The following is a 13459-nucleotide window of genomic DNA, read 5'->3' as shown; positions in this document are numbered from 1 at the left end:
CCGCTCGCAACACTCCGAAGGCGCACACAGCCCCCAACAGAAACCCCCACACCCCCACACCTCCAGGAGCGACATGCGCCCTCGTATCCTCCTCGTCGCCTGTCTCTCGCTGTTGCTGGCCCTTCTCACCGCACCGCCCGGTTCCGCCCACCCAGGAGCACCATCCGTGAGCCACCCCGAGTACGCCGGTTATCTCTTCGCCTACTTCACCGGCGAGGGCACCGCGGACGGCGAGCAGATCCGCTACGCCCTCAGCCGCGGCAACGACCCCCTGCACTGGCGGGAGCTGAACCAGGGCAGGCCGGTCCTGACCTCGACGACCGGCGAGAAGGGCCTGCGCGACCCGTTCGTGATCCGCTCCCCCGAGGGCGACAAGTTCTATCTGATCGCCACCGATCTGCGCATGTACCAGAACAGCAGCGGCAGTTGGGACGAGGTCCAGCGGCACGGCAGCAAGTCGATCATGATCTGGGAGTCCACCGACCTGGTCCACTGGACCGACCGGCGGCTGGTGCGGGTGGCCCCGGACACCGCGGGCAACACCTGGGCGCCGGAGGCCTACTGGGACGACAGCCTCGGCGCGTACGTCGTCTTCTGGGCGTCGAAGCTGTACGCCGACGACGATCCCGGGCACACGGGATCGACGTACAACAAGATGCTGTACGCGACCACCCGGGACTTCCGCACCTTCAGCGCGCCGAAGGTCTGGGACGACCCCGGTCACTCGGTGATCGACTCGACGGTCGTGAAGTACGAGGACACCTACTACCGCTACACCAAGGACGAGCGGGACCCCACCTCCGGCTCGCCCTGCGCCAAGTTCATCACCGGCGAGAAGTCCACGAGTCTGACCTCGACCACCTACGACCTGGTCGCGGACTGCATCGGCAGCGGGGCGATGGACCGCGGCGAGGGGCCGACGGTGTTCAGGTCGAACACCGAGAAGAAGTGGTACCTGTTCATCGACGAGTACGGCGGCCGCGGGTACGTCCCCTTCGAGACCACCGACCTCGACTCGGGCCGGTGGACCCCGTCCGCGGACTACCAGCTCCCCGCCAGCCCCCGGCACGGCACGGTGCTTCCGGTGACGCGGGCGGAGTACCACCGGCTGCTGGCCGCCTACCCGTCGACGCCCACCTCGGTCGTGGACGCGACGGCTCCCGGCCAGAAGGGGTACGCGATCGTCACGGAGGCCGCGTCGAAGGTCGTGCTGCCGATGCGGCCGGGCACCGATCTCACGCGTCTGGCACCGGAGTTGGCCGTCGGCGCGGGCGCCACGGTCACTCCGCGGTCCGGCACCCGGCGGGACTTCCGCACGCCGCGGACGTACACCGTGACGGCGGCCGACGGGACGTCCCGCAGATGGACGGTCGAGGCCGTGCCGACCGGCAGCCCCGTCCTGCCCGGGCTCAACGCGGACCCGGACGTGCACTACCTGGACGGCGAGTACTGGATCTACCCGACGACCGACGGCTTCCAGGGCTGGGGCGGCACCCGGTTCAAGGCGTACTCGTCGAAGGACCTGGTCCACTGGAAGGACCACGGGGTGATCCTGGATCTCGGTCCGGACGTGGCCTGGGCGGACAAGTACGCCTGGGCGCCGGCGATCGCCGAGCGGGACGGGAAGTACTGGTTCTACTTCTGCGCCGAGCAGCAGATCGGCGTCGCGGTGGCGGACTCCCCCGCCGGGCCCTTCGAGGACGCGCTGGGCGAGCCGCTGGTGGCCAAGGGCGGTGCGTTCAAGGGGCAGATGATCGACCCGGCCGTCTTCACGGACGACGACGGGACGTCGTACCTCTACTGGGGCAACGGGCACGGGTACGTGGTGCCGCTGAACGACGACATGGTGTCGTTCGACGCCGCGAAGGTGCGGGACATCACGCCGGACAACTTCCGCGAGGGGTCCTTCGTGATCAAGCGGAACGGCACGTACTACTTCATGTGGTCCGAGGACGACACCCGCAGCGAGGACTACCACGTGGCCTGTGCGACGGGACCGTCCCCGCTCGGCCCGTGGACCGAGCAGGGGACGATCCTGTCCAAGCGTCCCGAGTACGGCATCCTCGCCACCGGCCACCACTCCGTGGTGAACGTCCCCGGCACCGACGACTGGTACATCGTCTATCACCGGTTCGCCCTGAACGGGCCGGGGAGGCCGGGCGGGGACGGCATGCACCGGGAGACCACCGTCGACCGCATGGAGTTCGCGGCGGACGGCACGATCAAGCCGGTGGTGCCGACCCTCGGGGGGATCCGGCCGGTGCGGGACTAGCTCACGAAGTACGTCGGGTTCGGGAGCTTGTACGTCCGGTCGGCGTAGCCGCCCTCCAGGTCCGAGTACTGGTCACCGAAGTTGGCGACGATCTCGTACCCGAGGTCCTTCTCGATGTGCGCACGGGTGCCGGACTTGTACTGCACGGTGGTGCAGGTCCAGGTGCCCGCGGATGCGCAACCGCTCAGGTACGACGGCGGGTTGGCGGTGTTCTTGAGGAACATGTGGTCGGCGTCGAGGTTCACGTCGGCGCCGACCTTCTTCAGGTTCTCCACCGCGGCGGAGCGCTGGGCCTCGCTCAGACCGGAGTTGTAGAAGACCTCGACGCCCTTCTTCTCGGCGTACTGCACGAGTTCGGGGCTGCCGAAGACCGCCGGGCGGTCGGCCTTGTTGACGTAGGCCGCCCAGGAGGCGGAGTTGTACGTGTAGTTGTAGCGCTTCTCGTAGTCGAGGCTGAGCAGCAGCGTGTCGTCGATGTCGAAGACGACGGCCGGCTTCTCGCCCTTGTGGCGCGCCTTGCGGGCGGCCTGGTCGATGTACTTGCGCGCCGCCTTGTCGATCGACGCCAGGTCCTTGGCGTAGGGGCTGGTGGGGGACGCCTGGTAGACACCGTTCGCGTCGGGCGCGGTGCCGTAGTAGGTGTCGATGTCCTTGACCAGGAGCCCGATGTTGTAGGGCTCGTGCGTGGAGTTCGCCGTGGACTGGCCGGCGGTGGCCGCCCCGGCGCCGTAGAGGGCGCCGGCGGCGACGGCACACGCCGCGGTGACGGCTGCGATACGCAGTGGCTTATGCATGACAGACGTTCTACGCGCGTCACCATGTCGGGCGCGAGACCCGCCCGGTAAAAAACGGGTCAAGCGCCCTGAACGTGCTAGTTCATGGTCGCGCCGATGGTGGTGCTGCCCGTCGTCAGGAACGTGGTGGCGGGCAGGGTGCCACTGGCGCTGCGCGCGTTGTACGTCGTCGAGGCGTCCGTCGACCTGAAGGCGGGCGTGCCGATCCCGCTGTCCCAGTTGTTGCCGGCCGAGGTGACCTTGGAGCCCTTGCTGACCGAGCCGCTGCCGTTGCTCACCGCGAGGTTCTTGCCGAGCTTCGCGGAGCTGGTGGCGAAGTAGTAGCCCCACTTGCTGTTGGCGTAGGCGGTGGTGCGGTTGATGACGATCGCGCCGGTGTTGGAGTTCTCGGTGAAGCCGTTGCCGGCGTTGCCCCAGGCGGCGGAGTTGTTGACGACGTGCGCGACGACCTCGCCGTCGCCGCCCAGCTTGTAGCCGTTGCCGTCGCCCGCGAAGGCGGAGTCGGACCAGCGGTTGACGCCGTTGCCGAAGGACCAGGTGTGCTCGACGGTGACCGGTGAGGAGAAGGACCAGAAGTCGATCCCGTCATCCGCGTTGTTGTAGAGGCGGGCCCCGGTGATGAGGTTGCCGGTGCCGGAGCCGAACTTCACGGCGATCCCGTCGGCGTTCTCGCCGTGGTTGGCGGCGTCGTAGTTGCCGTAACTGTCGATGTTCTTCACCGTGTTGTTCACGGTGCCGTCGCCGGTGAGCGTGAAGCCCGAGTCACCGCCGTTGATGGTCTTGATGTTGTTCCAGTTGGTGCCGGTGCAGGACGTGCAGACCACCGCGCTGTCCGGGGAGTTCTGGAAGGTCATGTTGGAGACGTTCCAGTAGTCCGCGGTCAGTTTGAGGATCCAGTCGCCGTCGGGCAGCGAGGAGCCGTCGATCTTCACGGTCTCCGAGCCGTACGCGGTGAGCGTGATCGGCGCGGCGGAGGTGCCGTTGGCGGTGGACTGGAGGGTGGCCGTCGGGTAGTAGGTGCCGCCGCGGACCTGGATGACGGTGCCCGCGGTGGCGTTCTTGACGGCGTTGGACAGGTCGGTCGAGTTGCTGACGACCACGGTGGCGGCCTGCGCCTGGGTGGGGAGGACGGCGAGCCCCGAGCCGAGGGCGAGGGCGGCCGTGGCGAGGAGCGCGGTACGACGAGACATGGCGAGCGGGTCCCTTCTCGTGCGGGTGGGGGGAGGGTTCACAGAACGGTGTCGAGCCAGGTGAGGACCTCGTCCTGCATGCGGTCGACGAACACGTGGCCGAGCTCGGGCCAGGTCCTCAGGTGCAACCGCTCCTCGGCGTGGCGGGAGCGCCAGACGGCGCGCAGCTTGTCGTGGGCCACGCGGACGCCGTCGGCGGGGAACAGCGGGTCGAGGCCGCCGTTGAAGAAGAGCATCGGCCTGGGTGCGGCGATGCTCGCCACGTCGGGGAAGTCGAGGAAGCGGGGCAGCCCCGGGTGGAGCATGTAGTAACTGGACTGTCCGCGCAGGGTGTTGTTGCCGGGCACCATCATCTCCTTGAGGCCCGTCATCCAGCAGACCGCGGCCGTGGCACGGACCGCGTCGGTCAGCGCGGCGGTCTGCCAGGCGCGGTAGGCGCCCATGGAGAACCCGACGGCGGCGACCCGGCTGCCGTCCACCTTCTTCAGTCCGGCCAGGAACTCGGCGGCGCGGGCGTCCTCGCGGGCCATGAGTCCGGCGAGCGAGGAGCCGAGGAGGTAGAAGTTGCCGGCCAGGGCCTGCTGCTGGTCGTAGGTGATCGGTCCGCGGTCGCCCCAGCCGAGCGCGTCCGCGCACAGCACGACATAGCCGCGCCGGGCCAGCTCGTCGCCGACGAACCTTCCGCTGAAGTACTTGTCGGCCCAGGCCTGCGCGGAGGCCAGCCGGGTGTCGTCGTACCAGGGCCGGACCAGTTTCTCCTTGCCGATGTCGAACTTCGCCCCGTGGTCGTGGAGCAGCAGCACGGCGGGGAAGGGGCCGGGGCCGTGCGGGGTGAGCAGGGCGGCGCGGACCCGTTCGTACCGGGTGAGGGAGAGGGTCACCAACTCCCGTGTGAAGCCGTCCCCTTGGGAGCGACCGGTGTAGGCGGGGGCGTACGGCGTGCCGTCCTCGCGGTCGACGAGGAGGTGCTCCTCGACCTTGGCGCGAGCGGCCCGTCGCCAGGCGCGGAAGTCACGGACCGGCGCGTTCCCCCAGGCCAGCGGGAAGGTCAGCGCGGCCTTGAGCGCGGGGTGGAAGTCGGGCAGCGGCCCGTCCACGACGCCGGCCCGCGCGGGGCCCGCCGCTCCCCCGGCCAGCGCGGCCGCCCCGGCGCCCACCACGAACGCCCGCCGCCCGAGCGGGTCACCGGCACGCATAGGGCCTCCAGTCGCCGAGATAGGTGCGCGGGGTGTGCGCCGCGGCCTCGGCGGCGGTGAGCTGCGGCCGGTTGTCCGGGACGGAGATCACCGCGCCGGGACCGGAGTTGGCGTGCTCGCGGAAGCGCATGGTCTGCCAGGGGTAGGCCGCGCGCATGTCGGTCCAGGGCGCGACCGGGTCGATCCCCGGGCCGAGCCAGGAGTCCCGCACGACGAGGGAGGGCCAGGCGGTCGTCTCGTACGAGGGCACCCAGGGCCGGGCCAGCTTGTACGCCCCGTCCTCGGCGCCGGAGGTGACGCGGGAGCGGACGGCGAGGATGCCGTACGGGTTGGCGCGGGCCGTGGAGGGCGCGAAGACCATGCCCTTGGGGGTGAAGTCGACGTCCCGCCGGAGGGTGTGGAAGTGGCAGTCCTCGAAGACGGCGGTGGCCCGGCCGAAGACGAAGTCGACGTCCCCCTCGATGTAGCAGCGGCGGAAGTACTGCCGGTCGAAGGAGGCGAGCGCGGTCGTCTCGACGAAGAGGGTGTCCTGGTGGGCGAGGAGCCGGACGTTGTCGAAGCGGGTGCGGTCTCCGTAGGTGTACGCGGCGACCGCCTGGGTGCCGGTGATGTCGGGATGGTCGGCGCGCAGCCAGTCGTTGGCGAGGGTGAGGTCGCGGACGGTGAGGCCGGGGGCCGCGGAGGTGAAGGTGGCGGACCCGGCGGTGCCGTAGGTGCCCGAACCGTCCGGCTTCTGCGTCCCGTTGGCGTTGTCGTGGACGATCACGGCGGCACGCGGATCGCGGCGGGCACCCCGGACGGTCAGCTCGGCCTTGTCGGCGGGGACGCTGACGACCTCGCGGTACGTCCCCGGGTGCACGACGATCGTCCAGCCGGGGCCGGTGACCGCGTCCACGGCGGCCTGGACGGAGTCGCCGGGGCGGACGTGGAGGACCCGGCGGGTGCCGGCGTGGGCCGGAGCGGCCGTCGCGGCGACGAGTCCCGCACCGGCGGCGAGGAAGGTCCTTCTGCGCATCTCAGCACGCCTCCTTCCACGGCTGCCAGGCACCGAGGTAGGTCTCGCGGGTCGCGGACGCGGCCTGCTCGCGGGTGAGCCGGGGCCGGTTCTCCGGGACGGTGACGCGGGCTCCGGGGCCGGTGTTGCGGTACTCGGCGAAGCGCTGGTCGTGCCAGGGATAGGTGTCCGACATGTTGGTGTAGGGGGCGGCCGCGTCGATCCCGGGCCCCAGCCAGGTGTCCCGCACCACGAGCGAGGGCCGGGCCGTGGGGTCGGAGCTCGGCACCCAGGGCCTGGCCAGCTTGTAGAAGGCGTCGGGGGCTTCGCTGGTGATCCGGCTGCCGGTGACGAGGTACCCGCGCGGGTTGGCGCCCGCCGTGGAGGGCGCGAAGACGAACCCGTACGGGGCCGCGGCCAGGTCGGTCCGGTTCAGGGTCCGGAAGTGGCAGTGCTCGTAGACCGCCGTGGCCCGGCCGAAGACGAAGTCGACGTCGCCCTCGGCGTAGCAGTGCGCGAAGTACTGGCGGGCGAAGGAGGTCAGGGCGATCGAGTCGGCGTAGAGGGTGTCCTGGTGGCCGAGGAAGCGGCAGTGGTGGAAGGCGGAGCGGTCGCCCTGGACCTTGAGGGCGACGGCCTGGGTGCCGGTGATGTCGGGATGGTCGGCGCGCAGCCAGTCGTTGGCGAAGGTGATCCAGCGGGCGGTGAAGCCGTCGGCCTGGACCGTGGTGGTGGCCGAACCGGTGGTGCCGTGGGTGCCGCCGCCGGGCTTGGGGGTGCCGGCTGCGGTGTCGTGGACGATGACGACGTCCCGGGGGTCCTCGGAGGCGCCGATCCAGGTGGCCTCGGTGCGGGTGGCGTCGACGGCGACGGTCTCCCGATAGGTGCCGGGGGCGAGGACCAGGGTCCGGCCGCTGCCGGTGGCGGCGGTGACGGCGTCCTGCACGGTGGTGTGGTCGCCGCGGCCGAGCGGGTCCACGTACAGGGTCAGGGGCGTGAGCCGGGCGGCGGGTGATCCGAACCGGCCGAACGGGCGCCTGCCGCCGTCCGCCCGGGCCTGTGCGGGGGCCGGGGTCAGTGCGAGCGCGGTTGCCGCTCCGGTGCTCGCGAGCAGGAAACCCCTTCTGGAGAGGGGAAGTCGGGTGTGGTGCGAGGACATGCGGGGGCTCCTTGGGGACGCGGCTCTGGGGGGTGGGGTGCCTCGCGTGGGGGGTTGGGGTGGGTGGCCGGGGCGGCCGCTGGATACCGCCCCGGCCGGTCCGGGGGCCGGCCTCGGGGACCCGGCCGGTCGGGAGGCCGGTGTCGGCCGATACGGCCGGTGAAGGGGCCGGTGTCAGCAGAGGCGGCCCGCGCCGGCGCCGCGGTCGACGATTCCCGGGACCTTCCTGGCCGGGTCGACCTTCGTGCGCAGGGTGGGTGTCCAGCCCGCGCCGGACTCCAGGGTCTCGGCGGGGATCTCGGCGTTGTGGACGGCGATCAGGTCGGTGAGCCTGCCGTTGACGTAGTTGTCGGCGGCGGTGAGCGGGGAGACGTTCCACCGCTTGAGCACCTTCGCCGCGCTGACGCCCTTGGGCAGGGTGAACGCGTTGTGCTCGGCGACGAGTTGGGACTCCTTGCCGATGCCGAAGCTGTAGGCGTAGTCGTCGTTCGCCACGAAGTGGTTGTTGTAGGAGTCGACCTGTCCGAAGCGCACGCGGGGCGCGCGCTCGACGAGGTTCGAGAACAGGTTGTGGTGGAAGGTGACCTTGAGCTTGCCGCGGTCCCCCACCGCCGTGGACTCGCTGTCGCTGTTGCCGATCAGGATCGTCTTGTCGTGCTCGGTGAAGACGTTCCAGGAGGCGGTGACATAGTTCGCGCCGCGGACGATGTCCAGTTCGCCGTCGTGCTGCTGGTAGAGCATCCCGAAGTAGGTCGGGGCCGCGCTGTCGGGGTGGCTGCCGTCGGTGAAGGTGTTGTGGTCCAGCCAGACATGGGTGGAGCCGTAGACGACGGCGGTGTCGTACTCGGAGTTCCAGTTGCCCTGGTCGCCGTCGGTGGGGTCCCACTGCGGGAAGCAGTCGATGGGGCTATCGAAGGTGAGGTTGCGGACGATGACGTTGTCGACGGCCTTGATCTGGAGGCTCGCGCCCTTGAACCCGGCGTTCTTGCCGACGCCGATGATCGTGGTGTTGGCCGGCACGTTCGCCTTGATGGTCTGGTCCTGACTTGCGGCCGAGGCGCGGCGCAGTCCCTCGGGGCTGTCGTCGGGCTCGGCGCTCAGGTCGGTGTCCAGGCCCCAGGCCTCCGGCGAGTACTTCGCCAGGTAGGCGTCGAAGTCGTAACCGGGCGCGGCCAGGGAGTCGCAGCCCTCGGAGACGGCGTCGATGGTCCCCTTCACCTTGATGATCTTCGGTGCGGTCCCGCCCGCGGCGAGGGCCGCCTTGAACCCGGCCCAGTCGGTGACGGTGTACACATGGGCGGCGTCGGCGGCCGCGCCGCCGGTGGTGCCGGTGCCCTCGGAGGCCCAGCCGTCACCGGCGGCGAGGGTCTCGCGGGCCGTGTCGTGGCCCTTGGCCTGGGCGGTGGTGCCGGTGACCGTGAGGACGAGGGCGGCGCAGCCCACCACGGCCAGCACCTTTGTTGTGACATGCCCATGCCATATCTGTGCGTTCATTGTGCGGCTCTCTTTCGACTGCGGAGAAGGAGGGGTCAGACGGTGGCCGGCGACGGCCAGGTGATCCAGGAGTCCGGGATCGCGGCGTCCAGCCGGCGCACGTCCCGGGGCGCCAGCACGCGGTGCCGCAGCAGTTCACGGGCGACCAGCCGCGCCACCGCGACGGCTCCGGGCGGGTTGAAGTGCGTGTTGTCCTGCTCGGTGTCGGTCCAGTTGAAGTACTTCTTGGTCTCCTCGACGCCGAGCTCCTGCCACAGGGCGAGCGACAGCGCTTGGATGTCGAGCAGCGCCACGCCCTCCTCCCGGGCGAGCGCCCGCATCGCCGCGGGGTACTCCCCGTGGGTCGGCACGGCGTCGCCGTCCGCGTCGAACTTCCGCCGCTCGACGGAGGTGGCGAGGACCAGCCGGGCCCCCTTAGCGCGGGCGCCGTCGACGTAGAGCCGGAGGTGGTCCTGGTAGGTCGTCCAGGGCTCGGTGTAGCGGGTCGGGTCGGCGGTCTTCTCGTCGTTGTGCCCGAACTGGACGAGGAGGAGGTCACCGGGCTTGATCAGCCCGAGGACGACGTCCAGTCGCCCCTCGTCGACGAAGGACTTCGAACTCCGCCCGTTCACCGCGTGGTTGGCGACCGGCAGATCCCTGTGCAGGAAGAAGGGCAGTGCCATGCCCCAGCCGGTCTCGGGAGCGGCGTCGGAGTACTTCTGGGCGGCGGTGGAGTCACCGGCGATGTAGAGCGTGCGGGTCCTTCGAGGGGCGGCTTGGGCGGTACCGGTCGCCGCGAGGGCGACGGGCACGGCGGCGAGCGCCGCCACGGTGACTTGTCTGCGGGTCAGAGCCATCTCAGGTGCACCTTTCTGTCTTCAGGGGCGCGGGGAACTGCGCGACCAGCCACAACCGGCCGGCAGCTCCCCCCAACCGGAACCACCCGGGCTCTCAGCCGGTCTGTTCCTTCCACTCCGCCTGGGCCTTGTTCAACTGGTCGGCCATGGTGTCCAGGAAGTCCTTGGCGCTCATGTCACCCAGCAGCACCTTCTGGAAGTTCGGCTCGTTGTCCGCCTTCGAGACGGTGTTCCAGTCGGGCAGGTAGTACGGCAACTGCACGATGGTCGTGGAACCGTCGCTCAGCGCGGCCGCCGCCAGCTTCGTCGGCTCCGCCTCGGAGACCCACGGGTCCTTCGCGGCCTCGTTGTTGGCCGGCACCTGACCGGCGGACTTGTTGAACTTCGAGTTCTCCGCGTGCGATATCGCGAACTCGACGAACTTCCACGCGGCGTCCTTGTTCTTCGAGCTCTTGAACACGCCGAGTCCGTCGACGGGGTTGGACACCTGGACCCGCTTGCCGGCGGACCCGATCGGCTGCGGAATGCCCCGGAACTTCTCGACGCCGAGCGCCTTCACGTGGTCCTGGTACGAGCCCAGGTTGTGGTTCAGCATGCCGATGGTGCCGGAGTCCCACTGCGCGACCATCTTGGTGAAGTCGTTGTTGAGGTCGGCCGCGGGCGTGTCCTTCTTGTACAGCGCCGCGTACTTCTCCAGCGCCGCCACGTTCTTCGGGTCGTTGACCGTGGTCTTGTCGCCGTTCCAGAACGAGGTGATCCCGCTCTGCCCGTACATCGCGTCCAGGGCCTGTGCGATGGAGCCGGCACCGCCCCGGATGGTGTAGCCGAACTCGTTCTTCTTGGCGTCGGTGAGCTTCTCGGCGGCCTCGTAGAACTTGTCCCAGGTGGTCGGCTCGTCCAGGCCGGCCTTCTCGAACAGGTCAGTCCGGTAGTACAGCACACCGTTGTTGGCGGAGGTCGGGATCGAGTACAGGGTCCCGTCGCCGCCCCCGGCCGCCTTCAGCGAGGCGACCATGTCCTCGTTGAGCTTGCCGCTCAGCGAGGAGTCGGCGAGCCGGTCGTCCAGCGGCTCCAGGGCGTTCTGCGCGGAGAACCCGGCGAGCATGGCCGCGCCGACCCCGCCGACGTCCGGCAGGCCGCCGCCCTGGATGGCGGTGTCGACCTTGGACTGGTACTCGGTGGACGCGATGCCGACGTACTCGACCTTGATGTCCGGGTTCGCCTTCTGGAAGTCGGCGATGATCTCCTTCCAGATGTCGGTGCGCACACCGCCGTTGTTGTCCCAGAAGACGATCTTGCCCTTGCCGCTGCCCTCGTCGCCCTTGTCACCGCCGGCACCGCTGCCGTCGTCACCGCAGGCGGTGGCGGTCAGCGCCAGGACGGACCCGAGGGCGACGGCTATGGCAGCGCGCCTGCTTCTGCGGATACTGATCTTCATTGATCGGCTCTCTTCTTCTTCTGATTCCAGCGGAGATGTGACGTCGTGGGGGGAAGTCAGTGGTGGGCGTGGGGGGCCCAGTCGTCCGTGCCCCGGAGGTAGTCCGTGACGGTGTACGTCCTCGCGTCGGCGGCGGCGAGCTGCGGACGGTCGGCGCTCGGGGCCGCGCCCGGTCCGAAGTTCCGGTACTCGGCGAACCGCGCGTCCTTCCACGAGAACCCGCTCATGTCGGTCCACGGCGAGGTCTTCACGGCGGCCGGGAGCGCGGTGTCGCGGATCAGCACCTGGGCCACGGCGGCGGGTTCACCGCCGGGGTGCCACGGCCGGCCCAGGTGGAAGGTCCGGTCCGGGGCGTCGCTCACGATCCTCGACCGGGTGATCAGGAACCCGTACGGGTTGCCCGTCCAGGTCGAGGCGGCCGTGATGTACCCGTTGTTGGAGTCCGAGCCGCGGCTCAGCGCCCGGATCACGGACCTGTCGATCACCGTGGTCGCCCGGCCGTAGACGAAGTCGACATCGCCCTCGATGTACGCGTCGCGGATGTAGACCCGGCTGATCACGTCCAGCCTGGGGCTGTCGGTCATGAGGGTGTCCTGGTTGCCCAGGAAGGCGGTGTCCTCGAAGACGATCCGGTCGCCGGTCGTCTTCATGGCGAGGGCCTGCTCGCCCTTCAGCTCGACCGCGGCCTCGTCGAAGTCGTTGCTGAAGGTGAGGTGGCGGGCGGTGACGTCGTTCGCGGCGATCCGTACCGTCGCGCTGCCCGTCGAACCGCCGTACTCGGCGGGGGTGTCGTGAACGATGACGGTGTCGGACCGGTCCCGTCCGGTCCCCTGGAGCACGATGTTCGGCTTGGTCACCGGGATGTACACCTTGGCCCGGTAGGTGCCCGGCGCGACGGCGATCGTCACCGGCACGGTGTTCCCGTCGGGCACGGCGTCAACGGCGGCCTGCACGGTCGGGTGGTCACCGGGGACGTGCAGGGTCACCCCGATCCGCCGCTGCGGGCCGGAGAGGCGGGACACCAGCGCGGGCACGGCGGCGGCCGGGTCCAGCCGGTAGTCGTAGAAGGACCGCGGGTCGAACGCCGTACCCCAGGCGTCGGTGCGCCCGGTCGTGTTCCGCAGGATCGACCCGCGCTGCACCAACTCGGCTGTGGCGTCGGCCTGGTAGGGATGCTGGACGCCGTCGTAGTAACTGTTCTCGATGACCATTCTGGTCCGGCCGCGCGACCAGTTCCCGTACGTCCACACCGGGTCCCCGTCGGCCACCTGCGCCGAGAGGTAGTTGTTGTACAGGTGGGCGTAGGCGCAGTTGTCGGCGGAAGGGTTGCGCTGCTTGGTCCCGGTGAACCAGTTGTGGTCGATGGTGATCTGGGTCAGCACCTGGGTCGTCCAGCCGATCCCGAACGCCTTGTTGTGGCTGCGGAACTGGTTGTACGAGACGGTGACGTACTGGCTGTCCTTGCGGATGTCGAGCAGCCCGTCGCCCATGTGCTCGAAGCGGTTGTGGTCGATCCAGACGTGGTCGGCGGTGTCCATCTGGATCGCGTCGAAGTCGGTCGTCTTGCCGTCCCAGTCGCCCTCGACGTACGAGTCGCGGATCGTCAGGTTGCGGATGATCACGTTGTGCGTGCCGGGATTCAGGTGCAGCTCGCCGTGGACGATCTCGCCGGTGTCACCGACGCCGATGATCGTCTTGTTCGAGGTCACGACGATGTCCGAGCCGAAGGGCTCGACGGCTATCGCGCCCGAGACCCGAATGACGTACGGCTCCTCGGCGGCCGCGTAGGCGGCCAGTGCGGCCTGGTCGGTGACGGTGACGACCTTGCCGCCGGCGCCTCCGGTGGTGCCGCCGGCGAGCGAGGCGAAGCCGTGCGCCCGGTCGCTCCAGCGGTCGGCGCGGACCTGGTCGCTCTGCCGCTCGGCCGGGGCCTGCTCGACGGAGGCGGCCCCGGCCTGCCCGATCGCCCCGAGGCTCAACGCGGCCACCAGACCGAGCACAGCGGCCAGGACCTTGCCGGGTCCCGGTCTCTGCAAGCGCTTGCTATGAAGGTGCTGCGTCATTGCGGCTCCCAACAGGCTTACGG

The 13459-nt window shown here is 69.8% G+C and carries 10 protein-coding genes; 1 reads left to right on the top strand and 9 read right to left on the bottom strand.

Annotated elements, in window-relative coordinates; all coding sequences use genetic code 11:
• Positions 1-73 precede the first annotated feature (73 nt).
• Positions 74-2272: a glycoside hydrolase family 43 protein gene (locus ACZ66S_RS29910; protein WP_469904651.1), complete on the top strand. Its 2199-nt coding sequence runs from the start codon at positions 74-76 to the stop codon at positions 2270-2272.
• Here the strand turns inward: ACZ66S_RS29910 and ACZ66S_RS29905 are convergent.
• From ACZ66S_RS29905 to ACZ66S_RS29865, 9 genes are all read right to left on the bottom strand, one after another.
• Entirely contained in the window at positions 2269-3066 is a 798-nt protein-coding gene (locus ACZ66S_RS29905; protein ID WP_469904650.1) for an HAD family acid phosphatase, read from the bottom strand. The genes ACZ66S_RS29910 and ACZ66S_RS29905 overlap by 4 nt on opposite strands.
• A gap of 77 nt (positions 3067-3143) precedes the next feature.
• Positions 3144-4256, bottom strand: coding sequence for a right-handed parallel beta-helix repeat-containing protein (locus ACZ66S_RS29900; protein WP_469904649.1), 1113 nt, complete (start codon positions 4254-4256; stop codon positions 3144-3146).
• A gap of 38 nt (positions 4257-4294) precedes the next feature.
• Positions 4295-5452, bottom strand: a complete 1158-nt coding sequence (locus tag ACZ66S_RS29895) for a dienelactone hydrolase family protein (protein WP_469904648.1) — start codon at positions 5450-5452, stop codon at positions 4295-4297.
• A complete protein-coding gene (locus ACZ66S_RS29890) occupies positions 5439-6467 on the bottom strand; it encodes a pectinesterase family protein (protein WP_469904647.1) in 1029 nt (342 codons plus the stop codon). Before ACZ66S_RS29890 ends, ACZ66S_RS29895 begins: the two co-directional genes overlap by 14 nt.
• A 1-nt stretch (position 6468) precedes the next feature.
• On the bottom strand, positions 6469-7605 hold the full coding sequence (locus ACZ66S_RS29885; RefSeq protein ID WP_469904646.1) for a pectinesterase family protein: 1137 nt from the start codon (positions 7603-7605) through the stop codon (positions 6469-6471).
• Between the two features lie 174 nt (positions 7606-7779).
• Positions 7780-9099, bottom strand: a complete 1320-nt coding sequence (locus ACZ66S_RS29880; RefSeq protein WP_469904645.1) for a pectate lyase family protein — start codon at positions 9097-9099, stop codon at positions 7780-7782.
• Positions 9100-9134: 35 nt separating this feature from the next.
• Positions 9135-9935, bottom strand: a complete 801-nt coding sequence (locus ACZ66S_RS29875; RefSeq protein ID WP_469904644.1) for a rhamnogalacturonan acetylesterase — start codon at positions 9933-9935, stop codon at positions 9135-9137.
• A 94-nt stretch (positions 9936-10029) separates the two neighbouring features.
• Positions 10030-11373 (bottom strand): ABC transporter substrate-binding protein, encoded by a 1344-nt coding sequence (locus ACZ66S_RS29870; protein WP_469904643.1) that lies wholly within the window; start codon positions 11371-11373, stop codon positions 10030-10032.
• Positions 11374-11429: 56 nt separating this feature from the next.
• Positions 11430-13436, bottom strand: a complete 2007-nt coding sequence (locus ACZ66S_RS29865) for a pectinesterase family protein (protein WP_469904642.1) — start codon at positions 13434-13436, stop codon at positions 11430-11432.
• Positions 13437-13459: the final 23 nt, after the last annotated feature.

This window comes from Streptomyces sp. NPDC107471, assembly GCF_055582845.1.
The sequence above is the reverse complement of the archived record's forward strand: the minus strand, read 5'-3'. Positions and strand labels throughout refer to the sequence as shown.